Raw genomic sequence first — 24,263 nt, 5'->3', positions numbered from 1 at the left:
ATGCTCTCCGGCATGCTCACCTCCTCCCCATCCACCGCGCCCTCCCGCCATCGGTTCGGCGTGCGCGCCAAACTGCGTCTGGCCTTCACCGGCATGGCGGGGTTGACCATCGCCGCCGTTCTGGTCGGCCTGTGGTCCTTTGCGGCGGTGGAGGATCCGTTGGGCCGCATCGTCGGAAACAGCCTGCCGGGGCTGGAACTGGCCAAGCGGCTGGCGGTCGACAGCGGCGGTCTGGTCATGGCCGCCCCCACCCTGGAGGCCGCCGACCGACCCGAGGAGCGGGAGCGGCGCTTTGCCGAGATCCAGGCGCGCGGGCGGGCGCTGGTCGGTCTGGTCGATGCGCTGGAAGCCCGGCAACCCGGAACCACCACCGTCGCCGCCTTGCGCAACGGCGCTTCCGCCCTGATCGCGGTGCTGGAGGAAGCAAACACCGCCGTCGCCGAGCGCCAAGCCATCCGCACCCGGCGCGACAACGCCCTGGCCGCGCTGGGACGGGGGGTGGATGCCTTCACCGAACAACTCGCCCCCATCATCGAGAGCACCGGCATCGATCTGCGCACGCAAGGCGACACGTTGGGTGTGTCGCTGGATTGGGAGCTGGACGGCGTGGCCGACGCGTTGGCGGGGCTGCTCAACGCCGAGGCCCAGCGCGCCGCCGTCGCCATCCTGTCCGAAAGCGCACCCTCTGACACTCAAGAGGCCACCGCCACAGCGCTCGCCTCGCTGCGCGCGCTGCGGGCAAACGCCCCGACCACCCACCCGATCGACCCGACGGAGGAGACGCTCAACCGTTTGACCGCACCGGATCCGGCGACGCGCGCCGCCGCCCGGGCCGCCTTGGAACGCGAAACCGCCGTTGCGGCCGGGGCCTATCTGCAAGACCTGCAACGGGCCGCCGATGCCGCCCGCGCGCTGGGGCGGGAGTCCCTGCCCCCTTTGCTGACCAAAGGGTTGGGCAATTTTCGCGCCTATCTGGAAATCGGCAGCCACGCCACCACCGTGGCCGGTCTGCTGCGCGAAGCCGCGCAGGCGGTGGATGACCGGCGATTGACCCAGCTTGAGGAGCAGTTCGCCAGCGCCCGGGTGTTGCTGACCAACCGGCTGAAGCCGCTGCGCCGCACCGCCGACGTCCGCATCACCGGTCTGCTGGACGCCGCCGATCATCTGCTGAGCTTTGGATCGGGGGACAGCGGCCTGTTCGCCCTGCGCCGGGCCGAACTGGCGGTGGCGCAGCGCATTCAACGGATTCTGGACGACAGCCGGAGTCTCGCCACTGTTTTTTCCGACCGGGTGGGGGAACAGACCGACCGCATCAAGGCCGAGGCCGACACCGACGCGCTCGCCGCGCTTCAGGCGATGGCGGCGGGGCGCTACAGCCTGGCCCTGGTCGCGGCGGTCAGCCTGATCGCCGCGCTGGCGTTGGGCTGGCTGGTGGTGCGGCGCATGATCCTGGCTCCCCTGCATCACCTGTCGCAAGCGATGCGCGCCATCGCCGCCGGACGGCTGGACACCCCGATTCCAGCGACCCGCGCCGATGAGATCGGCGAGATGACGCAGGCCCTGACCGTCTTCCGCGACATCGCCAGCCGCACGCGCGACGCTCACGCCCAGGCCGAGGCCGAGCGCGAGCGCGCCGCCCAGGAACGGCGGCGGACGATGATCGAACTCGCCGAAAGCTTTGAGAACCGCGTGCGCTCCGTGCTGGATCGGGTGGCGGCGGCGGCGGACGCCATGCAGACCATGGCCCAGCGGATGAGCGACAACGCCCGCACCACCACGCGGGAAACCTCCACCGCCGCCGACACCTCCCGTCTGGCGGAGGACAGCGTGCAGGCGGTGGCGGCGGCAACCGACACCCTGTCGCGCGCCATCCGCGACATCGGCGACCGGGTGCAGCGCTCCAGCGTGATCGCCCGCGACGCCGTCGGCGCGGTCGCCCGCAGCAACCGCACCATCGACGAGCTGTCCGACAGCACGCGCAAGATCGGGGCGGTGATGCAGCTCATCAACGGCATCGCCAGCCAAACCAACCTGCTGGCGCTGAACGCGACGATTGAGGCCGCCCACGCGGGCGACGCGGGCAAGGGTTTTGCCGTGGTGGCGCACGAGGTGAAGGCGCTGGCCGGTCAGGTCGGGGCCGCAACAGAGGACATCGCCCGGCAGATCGCCTCGATGCGCACGGTGGCGGAGGAGGCGGTGGAGGCGATCCAATCCATCGACGCCACCATCCGCCACATCAACGACCTGACCAACGCCGTCGCCCTGTCCGCCGAAGAGCAAAGCCGTGCCACCCAGGACATCGCCCGCAACGTGCTGGTCGCCAGCGACGGGTCGATGCGGGTGCGTGGCAGCATCGAATCGGTGGCACGGGCGGCCACCGAATCCGGGGCGACGGCGGGGCAGGTGCTCTCCGCCTCCTCCACCGTGCTGGACGAGATTCACGCGCTGAGCCAACAGGTCGAACGGCTGGTTGAGCACATGCGCGCCGGCTGATCGCAACGGCGTTTGGCACAGAGCGCTTTGAAAGCCCCTGCCTCCAGTGCGACAATGCCGACGGCGCGCCCGATGGCGCTCCGTCCCATGGCAACGAGCGCACACCGATGTCCCTGCCCACCTACCGCTCGATCCTGATCCGCGTCGCCGTGGCCGCCCTGCTGGTGGCGGTGGCGGTCGGTGGCATCGCCTTCTTCGTCGAGATGGAGATCGCCGACGAATTGGTGTCCGATCTCGCCAAACGGGAATCGAGTGCCTTTCTGGCCGAAGCCCGCGACACGTTGCCCGGCGTCGCGCCCAGGGAGTCCGCGCTGCAACCGGGCGAAGCGTTGGAGCGCTTCATGCATCGGCGGATCCAGGCCGCGCAGGCTCCATCACCCGACGGCCTCTTCATTGTTGCCGAACTGTATGACGCCAACAAGGTCAAGATCGGCGAGCACATCGCCCCCGGGGCTGAGTGGGCCGAGGAGCGGTTGCGCAACTCGCGCCATGATTTCCCGCCCGCCGGAACCTTCCAGTACGAACGCTACACCATCGACGGGCGCTTCTTCATCCAGACCATCGAATCACTGACCGACCAGAACGGGCGCGTTCTGGGGTATTTCGAAAGCGTCTTCCAACTCTCGCCGGAGCATTCGCACGAGATCATCAAGGACACCGTCACCGTGGTGGCCGTATCCTCGCTGTCGGTCATTCTGGCGGCGCTGGTGTTGCTGCCGATCTTCGTCGCCTTCAACCGGCGGGTCATGGCCCTGTCGCGCCAGCTTCTCGACGCCAACATCGACATCCTCACCGTGCTGGGCAGCGCCATCGCCAAGCGCGACAGCGACACCCACGCCCACAATTACCGCGTCACCGTGCTGGCGATCCGCTTGGCCGAGGCGATGGGGCTGGACGCCGTCGCCATCCGGCGGTTGGTGAAGGGGGCCTTTCTGCACGACGTCGGCAAGATCGCCATTCCCGACCGCATCCTGCTGAAGCCCGGCAAGCTCGACGTTGATGAGTTCACGGTGATGAAGACCCATGTGGTCCATGGGCTGGACATCGTGCGCGCGGCGGACTGGCTGACCGACGCCACCGATGTGGTGGGCGGTCATCATGAGAAGTTCGACGGATCGGGCTATCCGCGCGGTCTGGTGGGGGACAGCATCCCGATCACCGCCCGCATCTTCGCCGTGGCCGACGTGTTCGATGCCTTGACCTCCCGCCGCCCCTACAAGGAGCCGATGCCCTTCGAGATGGCGATGGGCATCCTGCGGGAGGGTGAAGGGCGGCATTTCGACCCGGCGGTCCTGGCCCGCTTCGCCGCCATCGCCGCCGCCCTGCACGCCCAACTGACCGCTCTTGGTGACGATGGGGTCGAGGCTGAGTTGCGCCGTCTGGTCGGTCAGTATTTCGCCGGGGCATAAAGGCTGTTGGCGATCAGCCCTCGGCCACCAGGATGACCGGCTCATGGGCAACCGGGAAATTGACCGACCGGGCGATGAAACATTTCTCCGCCGCCTCATGGTGCAGGGCACGGGCCTTCTCAACATCCGATCCCGACGCCACGGTCACACGCGGGCGCAGCGTGACGGCGGTGAATTGGCCCGCCCCATCCGGCTGCTCCGCCATCACCCCATCGGCGTCGTCCTCATAGGCGGTGACGGTCACGCCGGAGGTGGCGCAGAGGTGCAGATACCACAATTGATGACAGGAGGAGAGCGCCCCCACCAGCAGCTCTTCCGGGTTCCAGCGGGCGGGATCGCCGCGAAAGGCCGGGTCTGAGCTGGCGGCGATGGGTGCTTTGCTCCCGGCGCTCAGGCTGTGATCGCGGCTGTAGGCCCGATAGCCGGAGGTGCCGGTTCCCTGATTGCCCGTCCAATCGAGCCGGACCCGGTAGCGGTGCTGCTTGTCGCTCATGTTGCGTTCCTTCCCTTGCGTCTGTGGGCGGTCACATCACAACAGCCAAAAGAATTGGCAGGCCAAAAAAGGCCATCAGGGTCGAGCCGAGCACCAGCGCGGCGACCTCCTCCGGCGCGTTGTCGTAACGCAGCGCCCAGAGATAGTTGAAGACGGCCACCGGCATGGAGCTTTGCACCAGCACCACGCCGCGCATGATCCCGGTCAGCCCCATCACCGACACCACCATCCAGCCGATGGCAAAGCCCAACCCCAGCCGCAGCGCTGACACAGACAACGCCCGCAGCGCGCCGGTCAAACGCAGGGAGGACAAGGCCACCCCGAGCGACAGCAGCATCAGCGGCACCGCGCAATTGCCCAGAAGAGTGGTTGAGTTCGCCACCCATTGAGGGGCGGTGATCCCAGTCATCTGCATCGTCACCGCCAACGCGACGGCGTAGACCACCGGGGTGCGGATCATCTGACCCAGGCTGAAACGCCCGGCGGCCAGGGCCGGCCCCAGGGTGAATTGCGACACCGACATCACGGCAAAGAACAGAACGGCCAGACTCAACCCCTCGTCGCCAAAGGCGAAGAGACAGACCGGGAGCCCCAGATTGCCCGCGTTGGGAAAGCTCATCGCCGGAAGATACACGCGCAACGACAAACGCGCCGCCAGCAGGATCGGGACCGACAGCAATCCCGCCAGTCCCATGCAGACCGCCGCCGCAACAGCCATGTCCCCCATCACGGCCCCGCTGATGTGCAACCGGGTCAGCGCCGAAAAAACCAGGCAGGGTGACGACACATTGATCGCAAAGGTGGTGATGAAGGCATTGTCGTAAGGCAATCCCGCCCGCCGCCAACCAAAGCCGATGGCGGCCACGATCAACACCGGGGCGATGACGCCAAAGGTGTCGGCCAGCACGGCCAGCGATGATATCGAAATTGGCATGGGTCGAGTGCCGGTCCGTGCATTTGATGATCACACGCACACACCATGCGGGCAAATCCAACGGTCGTCACCCCAAACACCTCCCGCTTTCGCGCAGAGCAGGCGCGCGGTCCTCGCGGATCGACCGATTCGCCTATGCATCATCGCGGGATCTGGCCAGAAAAAAGGCAGGGCCATGACCTATGCGGTAAGGAAGCGGGTGCCGGAGACAGGAGCGCGAAGGATTCCGTTCGAATTGTGCAATCTTTGTCGCAATCTCGTAGCAAAATGTAACGAAGCTTGAGCGATGCCGCAGCCGCTGTCTATGGTAGAGGTCGATCTTCTTTTGGACACGAATGATACCCTCGACAAGCGTTCCCACGGTCGTTCGTCCGTTGAACAAAACGGCGCAACCCACCAATCGACGGCCCCGCCAACGCAGCCGTCGTATCAGCGTTCGCGGATTCCTGCTGTCCATCCTTTTGTTGCTTTCGTCGGGTTTTTTCCTTGCTCTGGCCGCTTTGCCGGTTGGCCGCGTCGCCAGCGCGGCGATTTCCGCCGGGGTCGTGATTGCTGCGTTTGTCTTGGGACGTTTCGCGCAGAAATTCTGGCACGCCCGCACCCTGACCGTGCTGCTGCTGGCCTTTGTTACATTCCGGTATTTCTTCTGGCGATTGACCGGCACCCTGCCGCCGTCCGACGACCTGTTGAACTTCATCCCCGGTGTCACCCTGTTCGCCGCCGAGGCGCTGTCCTTTGTGCTGTTCCTGACCTCGCTGTTCATCATCATCGACCCGCTGACGCGCGAGCCGGTGGAACCCACGGGGGATCCCGCCTTCTGGCCGACGGTCGATGTCTACATCCCGTCCTACAACGAAGAGCCGGAACTGCTGGAAACCACGCTGGCCGCCGCCGTGTCGATTGATTACCCGCGCGACAAGTTGCGGGTCTATCTGCTGGACGATGGCGGCACCGATCAGAAGCTGGCCCACCCGAATCCGGCCTCCGCCGCCGAGGCGCGCGAGCGCCGAGCCACGCTGACCGCGCTGTGCGAACGGCTGCACGTCACCTACATGACCCGTCCGCGCAACGAACACGCCAAGGCGGGCAACATCAACCACGCCTTCCATCAGACCAACGGCGATCTGATGCTGATTCTGGACGCCGACCATGTTCCGACCTCGGGCATCCTGAAGGCGACGGTTGGCTTTTTCCAGCAGAACGCCCGGCTGTTCCTGGTCCAGACCCCGCACTTTTTCGTCAATCCCGATCCCATTGAATACAATCTCGGCACGTTCGAACGGATGCCGAGCGAAAACGAGATGTTCTATTACTCGATCCAGCCGGGGTTGGACCGCTGGAATGGGTCTTTCTTCTGTGGATCGGCCGCTGTTCTGCGCCGCGCGGCGTTGGAAGAGGTTGGCGGGTTTTCCGGCGACACCATCACGGAGGATTGCGAAACCGCGTTGGAGCTGCACGCGCGCGGATGGGACAGCGCCTATCTGCCGCGCCCCCTGATCGCCGGATTGCAGCCGGAAACCTTCGATTCCTTCATCGTCCAGCGGTCGCGCTGGACCCAGGGCATGATTCAGCTCTTTCTGCTGAAAAACCCGCTGTTCAAGAGTGGCCTGAGCCTGCCTCAACGGCTGTGCTATCTCAGCACCATGCTCTATTGGTTCTTCTGGTTCTGGCGGCCCATCTTCCTGCTGTCGCCGCTGTGCTACGCGCTGTTCGGGATGGAGATTTACCGGATCAACCTGCCGGATTTCGCCTGCTTCGTGCTGCCCCACGTCTTCGCCGCCGCGTTCCTGTCGCAATTCCTGCACGGGCGGATGCGCTGGCCGCTCTTCTCCGAGCTGTACGAGTATTTGCAGAGCTTCCACGTCTCGCGCGCCGCGCTCGCCACCTTCCTGCGCCCGCGCAACCCGGTCTTCAAGGTGACGGCCAAGGGGCAATCCGTCGACAAGGACGGCTTTTCGCCGCTGGCCACCCCCTTCATTCTGGTCACGCTGCTGCTGGCTTTGGGCTTGGCGGCCTGCGCCTGGCGTTACAGCCTGTACCCCGAACACCGGGCCGCCATCGTGCCGGTGGCGGTGTGGAACGGCTTGAGCTTCATCCTGTCGCTGGGCGGGCTGGCGGTGGTCTATGAACGCAAGCGGGTGCGCCGCCAGGAGCGCTTCACCATGGAACGCGCGGCGGAGCTGGTGTTTGCCAACGGCGACCGCATCGATGTGATCGTCACCGACGCGTCGGCGGGCGGTGTCGGGCTGGACGTCGATCCGCGTTGGCGCGAACGGCTGACCCAGCCGGACAGCCCGATTCTCATCATCGCCGCGACGGAGACGGAAGCCGCCACCACCACCGGCGTGCGTCTGTCCCGCATGGAGATGCGCGGCGGCACCTTGGCGGTTGGGGCGGGTTTCTCGCCGCGCAACCGGCAGGACATTGTCGAGATGGCCCGTTTCGTGTTCGGCAACAGCGTGGGATGGGACAATTTTCTGGACCGGAAGCGCGTGCAGGCTCCGACCTTCTTCGGCGGTTTGCTGTTCTTCATCACCCGCGTCGTGCCCCGGCTTGGTCATGTGCTGCTGGCGCTGCCGGGAGCCGTGGGCCGCATCCTGCTGTTCCGCGCGCCATGATCCGTCTGTTGCCGTTTCGCCTGTGGGCGCTGTGCGCCACCCTGATGCTGTCCCTGGTGGCAACCGCCGCCCAGGCGCTCGACCGTCGGGTGATTCCCCTGGCCAACTTGCGCGACGGGCCTCCGGAAGCCACCCTGAACGGCGAAACCGACAGCACCGGATTCCGGGTCTTCATCCCGCCGACCGGGCCGCTGTCCTCCGTCCTGCTCACCGTTTCCTACGAAAACGGCATCGACATACTGCCGGAAAAGGGCGCTCTGGCCGTTTTCATCAACGGGGCGGCCGTGGCGGAACTGCCGCTGGCCGCCTTCAAGGGGCCGGTCAACGCCGCCATCTCGCTGCCGCCCAGCCTGATGCGCCCCGGTGAAAACCACATTCAGTTCGAAGTCAGCGCCCAGCACCGCGCGATCTGCACCGTGCGCGGCACTTTCGACCTGTGGACGCGCATCAACCTTGCCGCCTCCTCCCTGACGTTGGAGGCTGAGGGCACGTCTCCCGACCCCGATTTGGCGATGATGCGCCAACTCCTCGTCGCCTCCGACCGGGCGCGGGATCCCCTGGCGATCCTGAAGGCCGGGGCGGAGATCGACGCCGATCATCTGGGCTGGGGGGCGATGGCGGCGCAGGCCTATGGCCTGCTGTTGGGTGATCAGGCACCGCGCATCGTCGCCCGCCCGATTGCCCCCGCCAAGGCGGGGACCCCGCCGGTGACGCTCGACAATGCGCCAGGCCTGACCAGCAAGAACATCCTGATCGGCACCCGCGACCAGATCGCCCCGCTGCTGGGCGAAACGCGCGCGGCGGCCATCGTCGGCCCGTTTCTGGGGGTCTACCCGGTGTCGGGCACCAATCTGCCCGCCGGATCCTTTGTGGGAGTGGTTTCGGGCCGCAACCCGGCAGAGGTGGATCAGGCGGTTGCCCGTTTTGCCGACGTCACCCGCAATCTGCCCGCCCAAACCACCGTCATTGTCACCGATCCCACCCCGCCCGCTCCACCGTCCCCGCGCGAGGTGCAGGAGGAAGGGCGCTATCGCCTGTCCGACCTGGGCTTTTCCACCGTCCAGCACAGCGGCTATCGCTACACCGGGCGCGTCACGCTGACCCTTCCCTCTGGTTACGCCCCGGTCAGCGACCGGGTTGTGCTGTTCCACGTCAACGGGGCGTTTGAAGGCAATCTGGGGCCGGGGGCGGTGTTGAACGTGCGCGTCAACGGGCGGACGGCAACCGCGATGGAGATCGACAAACGGTCGAGCGGCATCATCGACAACGGTGAAATGCAACTGCCGATGTCGCTGTTCCGCCCCGGGCCGAACATCATTGAGTTCGAGGCGGAACTGCCGCCCGCCAGCGGGACCGACTGCGTGTTCGCGGTGCGGCGGCCAACCTTCACCCTGCATGACAGCTCCAGTCTGGAGATCCCCGGCTTTGCCCGGCTGGCGACCCTTCCCAACCTGACCACGCTGGCACAGACCGCCTACCCCTACGCCGGGTGGAACGGACGCGACTCGGCGGTTCCGTTTGATCTGGTGGTGGTGGGCAAGGAGACTCCCTGGTTCAGCGCCGCCTGGACGATGTCCGCAAGACTGGCCCAACGGGCCGGCGACCTGTTGCGCCTGATCCCCAACGTCGGTTGGGACGGCGCGCCCGACAACAACGCGCTGATCATCGGACCGGTCGCCGCCCTGCCGCAAGCGGTCTTCGCCAGCGCCCCCCTGCCCGCCGACCGGTTGGCCGGGCTGCTGGAGGCCGGGGCACTGATCGCCCAAGCCAGCGCGCGCGGCGAACCGATGGCCGCAGCCGACCGCCGCGCCCTGGTGGACCGGCTGCGTGGGGCATGGAGCGGAACAACCGCGCGCAGCACCGCCAACCGTGCCAGCGCGCCAACCGTCGCGCCGACCGTCGCCGCGCCGGTGGATGGATCGGCGCAAAGCCGTTGGCAGCGCATGGCCGGGGATGGCAAAACGGCCACGGCCTCCGCGTCGGGCTGGATTCCCGATTGGGTGCGTCATGGCATGGCGATGGCCGCGCGTTACGTCAACCGCTGGACCGTGGTGGACGCACCGGTGGATGTGGTTGCGCTGACCGAAAACACCGAAACACTGCCGGAAGCAGCCTTGTTGCAATACCACGCGCCGGGAACCGACGCGCTGACCTGGACGGTGCTGACCGCGTCCGACCCCCGCTCGCTCGACCGTGCCCTGCGCAGCCTGGGCGAGGGCGGGTTGTGGGAGAAGCTGAAGGGGGGAACCGGCCTGTGGAGCAGCGCCGCGCCGACCATGACCACGCTTGCCCCATCGCGCCCTTATCAGATCATTCTCAATCCCTTTGACATCGGCAATATGATCCTCATTCTGGCACGCAACCTGTCGCAGCGGCTGGAACTGCTGTTCGGGTTGCTGCTGGGAACGGCGGTGGTTCTGACCATCAGCATGCGCATGCTGCTGCGGCCAGGACACGCCCGACGGAACCATACAGACACATAGGGAACAGGACGCAGCATGACGCCGACCCGGCGCGACCTTCTGATCGGCGGAGCCGCCGGGCTGCTGGCCACAGCGGCGGCGGGTCTGCCGTTGGCGGCCAAACCGTTCGACGCCGCCGCGTGGCGTGAGTACGCCGACCGCTTTCTGCGCCCGGAAGGCCGAATCGTCGACACCGGCAACAACGGCGTCAGCCATTCCGAAGGCCAGGGCTATGGCCTGCTGCTGGCCGTGGCGGCGGGCGACCGGGGGGCCTTCGACCGGATGTGGGGCTGGACCCAACGCAACCTGATGATCCGTGAGGACGGGTTGACGGCGTGGCGCTGGCAGCCGGAAGGTGGTGTGTCCGACCGCAACAACGCGTCGGACGGCGACATCCTGATCGCCTGGGCCTTGCTGCGCGCCGCCGACCAGTGGAAGGCCGACGCCTACCGCACCGCCGCCGTCGCCCTGCTGAAGGCGCTGGCCACCGCCGTTCTGGTGGAGCACGCCGGGATGACCGTGCTGCTGCCCGGCCGCGACGGTTTCCGCAAGGGCGACACACTGATCCTGAATCCCAGCTATTGGGTCTTTCCGGCCCTGCGCGCCTTCGCCGCCCTGCCGACCTCGCTGCTGCCAAACCCGGAACGCTGGCGCAAGCTGGCCGAATCGGGGCTGGTGCTGCTGGCCAAGGGGCGGTTCGGCACCCACCAGTTGCCGCCGGACTGGCTCGCGCTCGACGCGAATGGTGGGGTGGCGGTGGCCGACGGCTTCCGCAAGCAATACGGCTATGACGCCGTGCGGGTCCCGCTCTATCTGGCGATGGACGGGCACCGCGACCCTTATTATTTCCGCCCCTTCGCCATGCTGGCCACGCAATCGGGCGGCGGCCCCATCCCGGCGACCGTCTCGCTTCCCGGCGGAACCACCACCCAGGTCGCCGCGTCGGTCGGCATGATGGCGGTCTACCGGCTGGCCTGCACGCTGGCCGCAAGCGGAACCACCGTCACCGTGCCGCCGCTGGGGGCCAACGAGGATTATTACTCGACCACCCTGGCTCATCTCTCGGCACTCGCCGCGCAAACCCTGGGGATCGCGCCATGACCGGATCCAGAAATCGGCGCTTCGGCACCGCGTTGGTTGGGTTGTTGGTCGGGTTCGGGCTGTCGCCAACAGCGGCGGAGGCGACATCGACCACCCCCGGCGCGCGGGCGTTGGTTCCCGGCGTCAAGGTGGAGGTGGCCCCGGCCCCCGGCAGCGGCCCTGCCGCCACCCCCAACGCGCTGGATGATTCGGCTCTGCGCTATTACGCCCGCATCGGCGATGTGGAGCGGATGGAAGCGGAAATCGCCCGCCTGCGCGCGCTCGATCCCGGTTGGGAGCCGCCCAAGGACCTGTTCACCCCGCAGGCCGCCGGGCCGGGGGTGGATGAAACGCCCTTTTGGTCGCTGGTGTCGGCGGGAAAATTCCCTGAGGCGCGCGCCGCCATCGCCGAACAGCGCCGTCAAACCCCATCCTGGCAGCCGTCGGCCAAGCTGCTGCAAGAACTGGACGTCGCCGAAGGTGCCAACCGCCTGCGCGGGGCCAGCGACACCAAACGTTGGCAGGACGTGATCGACGCCGCCGCTGCCCAACCGGAGGCGGTGGCGTGCAACCGGCTGGACAACGCCTGGCGATTGGCGGAGGCCTACGCCGAGTTGAAACAGCTCGACCGTGCCTTCGACCGCTACAAGACCATCGTCAGTCAATGCCCGAAGGCGAAGGAACGGCGCGACACCATTTTCAAGGCATCGCGCTACCTCAGCCCGGAGCAGGTGCGCGAGTTGACCACCATCGGGGCCACCGCCAACCCGGTGGCGGGGGAGGATTACACCGCCGTCCGCACCGTGGAAGGGGAACTCGAAACCGGTCGGTTGCTGGAAAAGCTGGGCAACCCGAAAGCTGGCCCGCTGTCCACCGCCGATCTGGCGCGGGCCGAACAGATCATCCGCGACAAGCAGGACGCCGACGGGGCCATCGCGCTCGGCTGGTATTTCCAGCGCCAGAAAAAGCACGCCGACGCCCAGCGCTGGTTCGCGGACGCCAACGGCTGGACCCCGTCCGACAAGGCGGCGGAAGGCTTGATCCTGGCGCTCGCCGCGCTTGGCAAAAAAGCCGAAGCGCGGGAGGCCGGTGCCCCCTGGCAGGGGAAATCCAACCGTGTCGATCAGGCGCTGAAAAGCGTCACCAACCCACCGCGCGGCAGTGGTTCAGGCGGTCGTGGTGCGTCAGGCGGCGGCGCACCGGGGCAAAGCGAGTTGAGCGCCGCGCTGGCCCGCGATGATTTCGCCGGGTGTCTGGCGGCGATTCAACGGATGCTGACCCACAGCCGCCCCACAGCCGCGCTGATGCAGCAACGCGGCTGGTGCCTGATGGAGTTGAAGCGCCCAACCGAGGCCGAAGCCGCCTTCGCCGAGGCGCAGGCGCTGGCCGCACGTGAGCCGGCCAAGGCCAACACGCCCGGCAAATCCAGCAGTCAACGCAGCCTGAGCGACCGGCCGCTGGATACGCCCGCCAGCCCGGCGCAGGAAAACGCGTATGGTCAGGCCGTGGCGCGGCTCGCCACCGGGGATGTCGCGGGGTTGGCCCGTGACCTGCCTCGCACCAACATGACACCCACGCAAAAGGCGGAGATCCGCGCCAGCCTGCTGGCAACCGAAGCCGGACGCGCCATGGACGACAAGCGTTACGGCGACGTGCTTCGCCTGCTCGACGCGCGCAAGGAATTGACTCCCGAACCGCGCAACCTCAGCCTGTTGCGGGGATGGGCCTTGTACAACATGCGTCGGTTGGACGAAGCCCGCGCGCTGTTCAAAGCCATCGATGATCGTCTGAGCACCGAGGAGTCGCGCGAAGCGGTTTCCGTCACCTCGATGGCCACCTATCGTTACTAAGCAAAAGGGGCGTGCATGTCCGGGTGCAATTGGCTGCTGCGGGTCTTGGTGCTTGGCACGGCCCTGACCCTTGGCGGGTGTTTCGGCTGGGTGGACAACAACCTCACCCAACTGCCAACCCCCTGGCGGCGGATCCAACCGGCGGCCCTGCCGGTCACGCTTCCGGTCAGCCCGCAATTCCCGATCATCGCCGCACGAGCGCGCACCACCGGGGCGATTTACAGCTCTTACAATGTGGTGCTGGGCAACCCAACGCTGCTGCCGGGTGAAAACCGTCTGTCCATCGATGTGCACACCCTGCCAGACGGCCCGCTCGGCATGCTGATCCAACCGCCGCGCGTCTTCCCGGTCCCGCTCTATTCCACTGAAACGCTGGCCGAAACCCTGGCCAAGGAGTTTCCCGGCCTGAAAACCAAGGTGGCCGACAGCGGTCGCCGCAACCGGTACGGCGAGTATGATTACGCGCTGGCGCAGGACGCCACGAACACCTGCGTGCTGGCCTGGCAACTCATCAGCGACCACAACCGCACCCTGCCCCGGCGGATCGAGGCAATCCGCCTGGAATACCGGGTCTGCGGAACCGAACGCAACCCACGCGCCCTGTTGCAGATGTTCGATGCCCTGATCCTGACCCTGCCGGACTCAATCCTGGAGATTGATGATCTCACCCGTCTTTGAGCCGGGTGCCTGCGGCAACCATGGCCGGTCTTCCGGATTCCAACGGACGCAAACGGGGATTGCCACCCCGCGAAGCCGCTCGTCCATTCCGATCTGCGGCTCTTGATAAGGATGGAACCAAAGCGCGTTCCACAACATTCACAAGGCAATCCACGCCGACCTTTGTTCCGGTCGCACTGGCAAACGGTTCAAGCGATTGCTCCCCCTTTGCCAACCCCCCTTGCCAGAACATCCTGGGACGATCCGCCGCATCCAAATTCCACAGTCCTTGGCGCGGTTAGGGCTTGACAGTGAGAATGATTCGCGGCGTTATCCCTGCAACTCAGTCGCACTTGCGCACGTAGCCGCTCGAACCGTCTTGCCACCGCATTCTTGCTGTCGCTCCAAGGAGATTTCCATGTCGAAGCGCGTTGTCGGCCTCGCCGCCGTCGCCGTCGTTGCCTTGATGCCGTTCGCCGCCATGGCGGATCAGGCCAAGCCCGCCTACAAGGACGTGGCGAAGAACTACGCCGACATCGCCCAGGCCGCCTATTCCGACGCGCTGACCGGGGCGAAGGCGCTGAAAAAGGCGGTGGACGCGCTGGTGGCCAACCCGAACGACGCGACGCTGGCCAAGGCGCGCGAGGCGTGGAAGGCCGCCCGCGTTCCCTACATGCAGACGGAGGCCTTCCGCTTCGGCAACCCGATCGTCGATGAGTGGGAGGGCAAGGTCAACGCCTGGCCGCTCGACGAGGGTCTGATCGACTACGTCGATTCGTCCTACGGCGGCGGCGACGCCAACCCGTTCGCCACGGCCAACGTCATCGCCAACCCGAAGATCACGGCGGGCGGCAAGACCATCAACGCCAGCCGCATCACCAAGGGCCTGCTGGCCGACAAGCTGCACGGGGCCGGCAAGGTCGAGGCGAACGTCGCCATCGGCTATCACGCGGTGGAATTCCTGCTGTGGGGCCAGGATCTGCACGGGACCGGTCCGGGGGCGGGCGAGCGTCCGGCCAGCGATTACGCCAAGGGCAAGGCGTGCACCCACAACCATTGCGACCGCCGCGTCCAGTATCTGACCGTCGCCACCCAGATGCTGGTCGATGATCTGGCCGAAATGGCCGAAGCCTGGGGGGCCAAGGGCAAGGCCCGCGCCTCCATCGCCAAGGCCAAGGACGACGAGGGCGTGGCCCGCATGCTGACCGGCCTCGGCTCGCTCAGCTACGGCGAATTGGCGGGCGAGCGCATGAAGCTCGGCCTCATGCTGCACGACCCGGAAGAGGAGCATGATTGCTTCTCCGACAACACCCACAACTCCCATTTCTACGATCAGGTCGGGATGGTGAACGTCTACACCGGCGCCTACACCCGCACCGATGGCAAGACGATCTCCGGCCCGTCGCTGTCCCAACTCGTCGCCGCCAAGTCGGCCGACGCCGACGCCAAGGTCAAGGCCGCGCTGGCCGCCACCAGCAAGGCGATGCAGGCGATCAAGGACACCGCCGACAGCGGCAAGATGGCCTATGACCAGATGATCGGGGCCGACAACGCCGACGGCAACGCCCTGATTTCGACGGCGGTGGACCGTCTGGTCGATCAGAAAAAGGCCCTGGAAGGAGCCGTCGCCGCGTTGGGCGTGTCGATCGAACTGAAGGGTTCCGACAGCCTGGACAACCCCTCCGCCGTGAGCAAGTAAGCCAACGGCCCGGCCCCGGTTCCGCGCGCTGCGGCGGAACGCCCTCTCCTTCCCTTCCGGGCCACTTCGTGGCGGGTGGGACCGGGGCCGGTTTTCAGACGAGAGTTGATCACGGAACCGGATCGGTGACAGGGGTGCGAATCACAACGCGCCCCCGTTGCCGTTTCCATCGGGTCGCCCTCGTTCGATCGTCGTCATCAGGATGCCAACCATGCCGCACCGCCTTGCTGCCTCCCTGTCCCGCCGCGCCCTGCTGGGATCCGGGCTGCGAACCGGGTTGGGCGTCGGGGGGGCCACGCTCGCGGCCTCGGCCCTGTGGCCGCGTGGTCTGGCGGCCTCAGTGTCCGCCGCCGCGCCTGGCGATGTGGTCGCGGTCGAGCTGGTCGCCAAACAGCGGATGCAACGCATCCTGCCCGAACCGGCAGCCCCCTCCCCGCTCGTCACCTACGCCGAACGCTTTCCCGGCCCGGTGATCCGGCTGCGCAAGGGGCAGCGGCTGCGCGCCACCCTGGTCAACGGGCTGGATGAGCACACCTCCATCCACTGGCACGGCATCCGCCTGCCCAACGCCGAAGACGGCGTGCCCTTTCTGACCCAGCCGCCGACCAAGCCCGGCGAGCGGCATGTCTACGAGTTCACCCCGCCCGATTCCGGTTCCTTCTTCTTCCACCCCCATTGCAACACGGTGGAGCTGCTGGGGCGCGGTCTGGCCGGTGCCCTGATCGTGGAGGAGGAGGGCGGTCCCCGCTTCGACGCCGATCTGGTCTGCATGGTCAAGGATTGGCAGCTCAACCCGGACGGGACGTTCGGCACCTTCACCAACGACCGGGGGGCCTCGCGCGCCGGGACCTTCGGCACCGTTTCCACCGTCAACGGCCTGATCGAACCGGTGATCGATGTGCCCGCCAACGGCGACATCCGCGCCCGGCTCTACAACGTCGACAGCACCCGCGTGATCGATCTGCGGGTCGAGGGGGCGGAGGCGGGCGGCGGGGCCTGGATCATCGCGGTGGACGGCAACCCGCTGCCGCCGCGCCCGCTGGATGGCTGGCCGATGGGACCGGCGATGCGGCTCGACGTGGTGTTCCGCGCGCCCAAGGATCCCGGCAAAACCCTGCGCCTGACCAACGTCTACGCCGCCCAACCCAAGCCGCTGGCCCAGTTCCGCGCCGTCGGCACCGCCCTGCCGAACAAGCGCTTTGCCCCCCGCCCGCTGCCCGCCGCCGATCTGCCGGTGCCGGACGTGAAGAACGCCACGGTCGTGCCGATGGCCTTTTCCGCCACCGCCGTGGCCCAACTGTTCGACGACGCGCTGCTCGCCACCCTGCCCTTTGCCGACTCGCTCTGCCTGTCGAACAAGACCTTTTGGGCGATCAACCAGAAAAGCTGGCCGGAGGGCGGGCACGAGCGTTTGCCACCGCCGATCACCACGCTGGAGCGCGGGCGCAGCTATGTGTTCGAGCTGGCGAATCTGACGCCGCACCTGCACCCGATCCACATCCACGGCTACACCTTTTCGGTGCTGTCGTCGGATCTGCGCAAGGTCACGCCGCACCACGCCGACACGGTCCTGTTGGAACCGAAGGAGCGGTTGCGGGTGGCGATCAAGGCCGACAACCCCGGTGACTGGATGTTCCACTGCCACATCATCGAACATCAGGACACCGGCATGATGGGGTACATCCGCGTTGCGTAAGTCTGTTGTCCGGCCATTGTTGGCCGCGTTGGTGGTGCTGCCCCTGGCGGCCCCGGTTCTGGCCGATGGGCTGGACACCCGGATCGGCGAGGGGCTGTTCCGCCGCATGTGGGTGGCCGCCCCCACCGCCACCCAGGCCGCCGACGGTCTGGGGCCGCTCTACAACGCGCGCGGCTGCGCCGCCTGCCATCCCAAGGGCGGCGGCGGGCGTCCGCCCGATCCGGCGGTTGCAAGCGACCAGGGCGTCGGCTTCGCCCTGAAGATGAACGACGACCCGGTTTATGGGCGGCAACTTCAGACCAACGCCATCCCCGGCCACCGCGCCGAAGGCCGTCCGACCATCCGCTACCGCGACGAGCCGGTGCGCTTCCCCGATGGCGAGCGGGTGACGCTGCGCCGTCCCAGCTATGGCGTGGCCGATCTGGGCTATGGACCGCTGGCGGCGGAAACCGTGCTGTCGCCGCGTCTGGCCCCGCGCGTGCACGGGATGGGGCTGCTCGACGCCATCCCCGACGCCGCGATCGAGGCCGAGGCGGAGCGGCAGCGCGCCAGCGGCGGCCCGGTCGCCGGACGGCCCAACCGCGTGGTGGTGGACGGAGTGGCCCGCGTCGGTCGGTTTGGTTGGAAGGCGGCGAATCCCACGCTGGACCGCCAGAATGCCGAAGCCTTCAGCCTGGACATCGGCATGTCCACCCCGGCCTTTCGCGACCCCTGGGGCGATTGCACGGCGGCGCAAACCGCCTGCCGCGCCGGTCCGCACGGCGATTCCAAACAGTTCGAGGGGTTGGAGATCCCCAGCAGCGTCATCGGCCTGATCGACGGCTTTCTGCGCGATCTGCCGCCCGACGGCGGGCTGGAGCCGCCCAAGGACGCCGAGGGGGCCGCCCTGTTCGCGTCCGTCGGCTGCGCGTCCTGCCACCGCCCATCCTACACCACCGCCGCCGACCCGACCCGCCCGGCCCTGTCGGAACGGACCATCTTTCCGCACAGCGACCTGTTGCTGCACGACATGGGCGATGGGCTGGCCGACGGCGTTGCGGCCTTCGAGGCGCGCGGGCGGGACTGGCGCACGACGCCGCTGTGGGGGCTGAACCGGCTCGCCGCGCAGGATGGCCGCCTGACCCTGCTGCACGATGGCCGCGCCCGCAGCGTCGCCGAAGCGATCCTGTGGCACGGCGGGGAGGCCGAGAGCGCCCGCCGGAGCTACATGGAGTTGCCGCGCGAGGCGCGGAAACGTCTGGTGCGCTACGTTCTGGGTTTGTAAAGCTGTCACCCTGTGCGGCGGGCGGTTCGACCGCGCCCCGCCGCTCCGCCCGTCCGGGCCACCACGCTTGCAAGGAATGGGATTTATGCGACGCCGCATAATGCTTGGTCTGATGTCCGCCTCCGCCCTGGCGCTGCTGCTGCCGCGTCTGGCCCTGGCCGAACGGGCAGCGGACCGCGACAGCGCCTTTCTCGCCGGGATGGCGCGCAGCCACGCCCTGCCCCGTTGCACCGCGCTGGCCAGCGCGACCAGCCGCTTGGTCGAAACCCTGGAGCGCTTTGCCGCCGCCCCCACCGCCGCCGGGCTGGAGGAGGCTCGCGCGGCCCATCGCGGGGTGACGGACGCCTGGGCCGCCGTGCAGCATCTGCGCTCCGGCCCGCTGACCCTGGAATTGCGCTCGGACCGCTTTTCCTTCTGGCCGGAACGGGCCGGGGTGGTGCAGCGCCAGATCGGCCAGCTTCTGCGCGACCGCGACGCCAAGCTGTTGCAACCCGGCGCGCTCGCCCGCCAGAGCGCGGCGGTGCAGGGCCTGACCCTGCTGGAACGGCTGCTGTTTGACGAGGGCGTGGCGGCGGACGCCTTCACCGGCGACGACGCCAAACGCTTCCGGGGCCAGTTGGCCATCGCCGCCGCCCGCAATCTGGCGGCCATTGCGGCGGACGCCCGCGACGGTTGGCAGGCGTTGGAAGCGCCGCTGGCGAAGGGAGAGGCCACCACGCTGGGGCCGACGCCGACCGAGGCGGTCAACACCCTGTACGCCGCCGCCATCACCGCGATGCAGGTGGTGGTGGATCAGAAGCTGACCGGCCCGCTGGGGGCCAGCGTGGCCGAGGCCAAGCCAACCACGGTGGAGGCGCTGCGCAGCGGTCAAGCCCTGCGCAACATCCGGCTCAATCTGGACGGCATCCGCGCCCTGCTGCTGGGCGAAAATGGCGGGCCGGGCTTCGCGTCCCTGCTGCCCGCCAGCGAGGATGGCAAGACCGCCAAGCAGGCCATCGACGAAAGCTTTGCCGCCGCGATCAGCGCGATCAGCGCCGTGCCGGGGCCGCTCAACGCCGCCGTCACCGACCCCACCCGGCGCAAGGCGGTGGACCACGCCCTGCGTCTCATCAAGGCCGCGCGCGTTGAAATGCTGGGGACCATGGCCCCGCTGCTCGACATCACCATCGGGTTCAACGAGTTGGACGGGGATTGATCGTGCGTGACCCGGTGATGCGCAACGCGGTGGTGACGACGCACGCAACGACCGGTCGGCGCACCGCCCTGCGTCTGCTGGGCGCGCTGGGGGTGGTGGCCTGGGCGGGACCGCTCGTCGCTGCAAGCGATGCTGCAACGGGAACAGCGGGCCGGACCCTGTTCCTCAACGCCTACGCCACCGCCGGGGCGACTCCGGCCTTTGGCGTGGCGGCGTTCGACGTCGACGGCGCGGTGCGCTTCACCACCGCCACGCCGGGCCGTGCCCATGGCGTGGTGCCCCGCCCGGCGCTGGATGGGACGAGCCAGAGCGAGGCCGTGGTCTTCGCCCGCCGTCCGGGCCGCTGGTTCCTGCCCCTGTCTTTGCGCGACGGCACACCCGCCGCCCCCGTCACGGCACCGGAGGACCGGCGTTTCACCGGCCATGGGGCCTTCACGGCGGATGGCCGCCTGCTCTATGTGGCCGAAGACGATGTGCCGAACGAAACCGGGGCCATTGGCGTGTACGATGCGACCGACGGCTACCGCCGTCTTGGCGCGCTGCCCACCCACGGGCTTGGCCCGCACGAGCTGTTGGCGCTGGACGGCGGGGCGGTTCTGGCGGTCGCCAACGGCGGCGTCATCACCCACCCCGACACCGGGCGGGCGAAACTCAACCTCGACGCCATGGACTCCTCCTTGACCTATGTCGAGGCGGCGAGTGGCCGTTTGCTCGATCAGGTCCGGTTGCCGGAGGAGCACGCCAACCTCGGCATCCGCCACATCGCCGCGCTGGCCGATGGCGGCGTGGCGTTTGGCGTGCAGGACGAACGGCCCATCGGCCTGCTTCAGCCGTTGGTCGGTGCGCACCGGCCCGGCGGCGGGGCCGTCCGCCTGTTCGACGCGCCGGAGGATGTTTGGACCCGGTTGGATGGCTACATCGGCAGCGTCGCGTCCGATGGCCGTCTGGTCGCCGCCAGTTCCCCCAAGGGCGGTCTGGTCGGCCTGTGGGACCCCATGACCGGGGCCTGGATCAAGGCGATTCCCCTGCCCGACGGTTGCGGTCTGGCCCCCTGCGACGACGGTTTCGCCCTGACCAGCGGCCTGGGCGTGATGGAACGCATCACCGCCACCACCGACGCCCCGGTTTCCGAACGCCGCAGCCCGGCCTTCCGCTGGGACAACCACCTGACCCGCTGGTGGGGCTGAGGCGTTGCGCCGTCACCTGTCGAACGCGGAGATCGGGCCAGCTTCGCCTGACAATCCAATTGCGCCCCAACGCCACCGTTGTCGGCGACGTTCAGCGTGATCTGGTCCGGCCCGTCCGGTGCCACCGACACGCGGATTTGCCGGTTTTCCTGACCGGGCATCAACACGTTGGCGGTGCCGCGCCGTTTTCTGTCAGGTGGATTTCACCAAGTCGGTTCCCGGTTCCGCCTTCACCAGCTTTTGCACGGCGGTGGAGGCGGCCACCTTGCCGGTTTCCGCAAAGGCCTCGTGGTTCCGTTCGATGTGGCGCAGGTCGTAGAGGTAATTGACCATCAGACCGTGCGCCTGCTTCATCCCCTTGGCCGAACGGTCGGCCAGTGGGTTGATGCGCTCCAGCCGCGCGCCGTTGCCGAGATGGAAGCGCGCCACCGGATCGACCGGGCGCTGGTTGGCTCCCTGCGCCTTCAGGAAATAACGGGCGGCGATGGATTGCAGCAGCGGTTGCAGGGCGTCCGCCGTGGCGGGCGTCTGGCTCCAGGCTGGGTCGTCCAGGGCGCTGAGTTTCTGTTTCTCCTCGGCGGTCAGCAAGCCGCCCTCCCGCGCCCGTTCCTTCGCCAGCCACCCGGCAAAGGCCGGGACCGGCGACAGGGTGACGAAGGTGGTCAGGCCCGGCAACTCGCGGCTCAACTCCTGCACCACCTGTTTGATGAGGAAATTGCCGAAGGAAATGCCGCGCAAGCCGTCCTGGCAGTTGGAGATCGAATAGAAGATCGCCGTCGTCGCCCGGCCGGTCGGCAGCGGGTCGCGCTCTTCCGACAGCAATTCGCTGATGGAGGAGGCGATGTGGTCGGTCAACGCGACCTCGACGAAAATCAGCGGCTCATCCACCAGTTGGGGATGGAAGAAGGCGAAGCAACGGCGGTCGGGTGGTTCCAGGCGACGGCGCAGATCGTCCCAATCATGGATGGCGTGCACCGCTTCGTACCGGATGATCTTTTGCAGGATGTTGGCCGGGGTGGACCAGTCGATCCGTCGCAGCACCAGGAAGCCCCGGTTGAACCAGCTTGAAAACAGATGGGCGAAATCGGCGTCGAGCGCCGGAAAGCCTGGAATCTCGGTGGCGCTGCGCAACGCCTCCTCGCGCATCCGCACCAGACTGTGGGTGCCGCCGGGGGCCAGATTCAGCCGCCGGATCAGCTCCTGCCGCCGGGGTTCGGCGGCGTTGTGCAGGTCGATGGCCTTGCGGTCGTCCGGGTCGGCGGTCCAGGCGGCGATCGCCTGTTCCAGCCGCTTGCGGTCGGGGCCGAAGCGTTCGGCCAGCGTGGCGAGGAAGCGGTTGCGCTCCGCCGGGGCCAGGGCGGCGTAGCGGGTCAGAATCTCCTGCGCGAGCGCCACGCCCGACGCCTCGCCCCGGCCCGAGAGCAGGGCGTCGCACAGCCCGATCAGGTCGGGCCGGGCGTTGGCCGCATCGGCGTCGCCGCGCGACAGGCCGACCAGCGCGCGGCCCCGGTCGGCGATGGTTTGCAACAGGTCGCTGAAAAAGGATCCGTCCATCTCATCGCTCCCCCGGTTGAACAGGCGTGGTCAGCGCCCCGTTGCGGCCCCATGATCGTGGATCTGGGGGCCTGTCGAGGCGCTGTCCAGTCAGGCCGCGCGTGTCAGGCCGCGCGCTTGTCGAACAGGTCCTTGTGGGCCTGACGCAGCAGGTTTTTTTGCACCTTGCCCATGGTGTTGCGCGGCAGCTCGTCGGTGAAGACCACCGCCTTGGGCACCTTGAAATTGGCGAGTTGCTCCTTGCAGGCGCGGATCACCGCCGCGTCGTCGGGCGTGTCGGCCCCCGGCTTGCGCAGGACGACGGCGACCACCGCCTCGCCGAAATCGGGATGGGGGACGCCGACCACGGCGGATTCGACCACACCGTCGATGCCGTCGATCACCGTTTCCACCTCTTTCGGGTAGACGTTGAAGCCGCCGGAGATCACCAGATCCTTGGCCCGCCCGATGATGTGGACATAGCCCTGCTCGTCGATCTTGCCGACGTCGCCGGTGATGAAAAAGCCGTCGGCGCGGAACTCCTGCGCCGTCTTCTCCGGCATCCGCCAATAACCGATGAAGACGTTCGGCCCCTTCACCTCGATCACGCCGATGGCCCCGGTGGCCAGCGGTTCGCCGGTCTTTTCGTCGGCCACGCGCACCGACACGCCGGGCAACGGGAAACCGACGGTCCCGGGGATGCGCTCGCCGTTCAGCGGGTTGCTGGTCAGCATGCCGGTTTCGGTCATGCCATAGCGCTCCAGGATCGGCTTGCCGGTGCGGGCGAAGAACTCGCGATGGGTGTCGGCCAGCAGCGGGGCGGAGCCGGAGATGAACAGCCGCATGTGGGCCGTCGCCTCCCGCGTCAGCCGGTCGTCGGCCAGCAGGCGGGTGTAGAAGGTCGGCACGCCCATCATCACGGTGGCGCGCGGCAGCAGGCGGAACACGGTGTCGGCGTCGAATTTCGCCTGGAACAGCATGGAGGAGCCGTTCATCAGCACGCAGTTGATCGCCACGAACAGGCCGTGGGTGTGGAAGATCGGCAGCATGTGCAGCAGCACATCGTCGGGCTGGAAGCCCCACAGCGCGTGCAGCGTCGCCGCGTTGGAGGCAAGGTTGCGGTGGGTCAGCATCGCCCCCTTCGACCGCCCGGTGGTCCCGGAGGTGTAGAGAATCGCCCCCAACTCGTCCGGCCCGCAAGCCACGGTGTCGAAGCCGGTCGGCTGGCCGGCGGCCCGTTCGCTCAGGCTGCCCTCGCCGTTGGCCCCCAGCGTCAGGACGGTGCCGACCCCGGCCTCGGCGGCGGTGTCGCGCAACCCCTCCTCCGTGGTGGGGGCGCAGACGAAGACGCGCGGCGCGGCGTCGGTCAGGAAATACGAAATCTCCGCGCGGGTGTAGGCGGTGTTCAGCGGCAGATAGGCGGCCCCGACGCGCAGGCAGGCCAGATAGAGGAAGACGGCCTCGGCCGATTTCTCCACCTGCACCGCCACCCGGTCGCCCTTGACCACCCCCAGCGACCGCAGCAGATGGGCGTAGCGGGCGCTGGTGGCGGCGAGATCGCCGTAGCTCAGCACCGCCCCCGATCCCAGTTCGATGAAGGGGGCGTCGGGGTTGGCGGGGAAGCGCGCCGCAACGATGTCGTAAAAATTGTCGCTCATGTGGAATGGTTCCCTTCAAAGCGGGGAGATGCGCG

The 24,263-nt window shown here is 67.7% G+C and carries 16 protein-coding genes; 12 read left to right on the top strand and 4 right to left on the bottom strand.

The genetic code is table 11. The features are described 5' to 3' along the window. Positions 1–12 precede the first annotated feature (12 nt). Together EJ903_RS09570 and EJ903_RS09565 are read left to right on the top strand one after the other, a co-directional pair. Complete coding sequence (locus EJ903_RS09570) at positions 13–2,493, top strand: methyl-accepting chemotaxis protein (RefSeq protein ID WP_158627909.1); 2,481 nt, start codon at positions 13–15, stop codon at positions 2,491–2,493. A 107-nt stretch (positions 2,494–2,600) separates the two neighbouring features. Continuing rightward, a complete protein-coding gene (locus tag EJ903_RS09565; protein WP_126614527.1) occupies positions 2,601–3,902 on the top strand; it encodes an HD-GYP domain-containing protein in 1,302 nt (433 codons plus the stop codon). Between the two features lie 13 nt (positions 3,903–3,915). Here the strand turns inward: EJ903_RS09565 and EJ903_RS09560 are convergent, their stop codons facing one another. Then, positions 3,916–4,395, bottom strand: a complete 480-nt coding sequence (locus EJ903_RS09560) for an OsmC family protein (RefSeq protein ID WP_126614525.1) — start codon at positions 4,393–4,395, stop codon at positions 3,916–3,918. A 31-nt stretch (positions 4,396–4,426) separates the two neighbouring features. After that, complete coding sequence (locus EJ903_RS09555; RefSeq protein WP_246015400.1) at positions 4,427–5,329, bottom strand: AEC family transporter; 903 nt, start codon at positions 5,327–5,329, stop codon at positions 4,427–4,429. 335 nt (positions 5,330–5,664) lie between these two features. Between EJ903_RS09555 and bcsA the strand changes: the two genes are divergently transcribed. The 10 genes from bcsA to EJ903_RS09505 all read left to right on the top strand — a co-directional run bounded on the left by bcsA (position 5,665) and on the right by EJ903_RS09505 (position 21,037). Continuing rightward, a complete protein-coding gene (gene bcsA / locus EJ903_RS09550; RefSeq protein WP_126614523.1) occupies positions 5,665–7,947 on the top strand; it encodes a UDP-forming cellulose synthase catalytic subunit in 2,283 nt (760 codons plus the stop codon). Further along, a complete protein-coding gene (locus tag EJ903_RS09545) occupies positions 7,944–10,430 on the top strand; it encodes a cellulose biosynthesis cyclic di-GMP-binding regulatory protein BcsB (RefSeq protein WP_126614521.1) in 2,487 nt (828 codons plus the stop codon). Before bcsA ends, EJ903_RS09545 begins: the two co-directional genes overlap by 4 nt. A 15-nt stretch (positions 10,431–10,445) precedes the next feature. After that, the gene (locus tag EJ903_RS09540; RefSeq protein ID WP_126614519.1) at positions 10,446–11,510 is read left to right on the top strand and encodes a family 8 glycosyl hydrolase; all 1,065 of its coding nucleotides are present in this window, start codon (positions 10,446–10,448) and stop codon (positions 11,508–11,510) included. Continuing rightward, entirely contained in the window at positions 11,507–13,339 is a 1,833-nt protein-coding gene (locus tag EJ903_RS09535) for a hypothetical protein (protein WP_126614517.1), read from the top strand. Before EJ903_RS09540 ends, EJ903_RS09535 begins: the two co-directional genes overlap by 4 nt. Positions 13,340–13,354: 15 nt before the next feature. Continuing rightward, positions 13,355–14,017, top strand: a complete 663-nt coding sequence (gene bcsN / locus EJ903_RS09530) for a cellulose biosynthesis protein BcsN (RefSeq protein WP_126614515.1) — start codon at positions 13,355–13,357, stop codon at positions 14,015–14,017. Positions 14,018–14,414: 397 nt separating this feature from the next. Then, on the top strand, positions 14,415–15,695 hold the full coding sequence (locus tag EJ903_RS09525) for an imelysin family protein (protein ID WP_126614513.1): 1,281 nt from the start codon (positions 14,415–14,417) through the stop codon (positions 15,693–15,695). Positions 15,696–15,906: 211 nt separating this feature from the next. Next, on the top strand, positions 15,907–17,391 hold the full coding sequence (locus tag EJ903_RS09520) for a multicopper oxidase family protein (protein WP_126614511.1): 1,485 nt from the start codon (positions 15,907–15,909) through the stop codon (positions 17,389–17,391). Beyond that, positions 17,384–18,655 (top strand): di-heme oxidoredictase family protein, encoded by a 1,272-nt coding sequence (locus tag EJ903_RS09515; RefSeq protein WP_126614509.1) that lies wholly within the window; start codon positions 17,384–17,386, stop codon positions 18,653–18,655. The genes EJ903_RS09520 and EJ903_RS09515 overlap by 8 nt, the downstream gene beginning before the upstream one ends. 112 nt (positions 18,656–18,767) lie before the next feature. Next, complete coding sequence (locus EJ903_RS09510; RefSeq protein WP_246015398.1) at positions 18,768–19,850, top strand: imelysin family protein; 1,083 nt, start codon at positions 18,768–18,770, stop codon at positions 19,848–19,850. A 2-nt stretch (positions 19,851–19,852) separates the two neighbouring features. Further along, a complete protein-coding gene (locus EJ903_RS09505) occupies positions 19,853–21,037 on the top strand; it encodes a DUF1513 domain-containing protein (RefSeq protein WP_246015396.1) in 1,185 nt (394 codons plus the stop codon). Positions 21,038–21,229: 192 nt separating this feature from the next. Here EJ903_RS09505 and EJ903_RS09500 read toward each other — a convergent pair whose 3' ends face one another. Together EJ903_RS09500 and EJ903_RS09495 are read right to left on the bottom strand one after the other, a co-directional pair. After that, positions 21,230–22,591: a malonyl-CoA decarboxylase gene (locus EJ903_RS09500; RefSeq protein ID WP_126614505.1), complete on the bottom strand. Its 1,362-nt coding sequence runs from the start codon at positions 22,589–22,591 to the stop codon at positions 21,230–21,232. Positions 22,592–22,695: 104 nt separating this feature from the next. After that, positions 22,696–24,228: a malonate--CoA ligase gene (locus tag EJ903_RS09495; protein ID WP_126614503.1), complete on the bottom strand. Its 1,533-nt coding sequence runs from the start codon at positions 24,226–24,228 to the stop codon at positions 22,696–22,698. Between the last annotated feature and the right edge of the window lie 35 nt (positions 24,229–24,263).

Source organism: Azospirillum griseum (assembly GCF_003966125.1).
Taxonomy (GTDB): Bacteria; Pseudomonadota; Alphaproteobacteria; order Azospirillales; family Azospirillaceae; genus Azospirillum; species Azospirillum griseum.
This window is presented reverse-complemented; position numbering and strand designations above follow the sequence as displayed.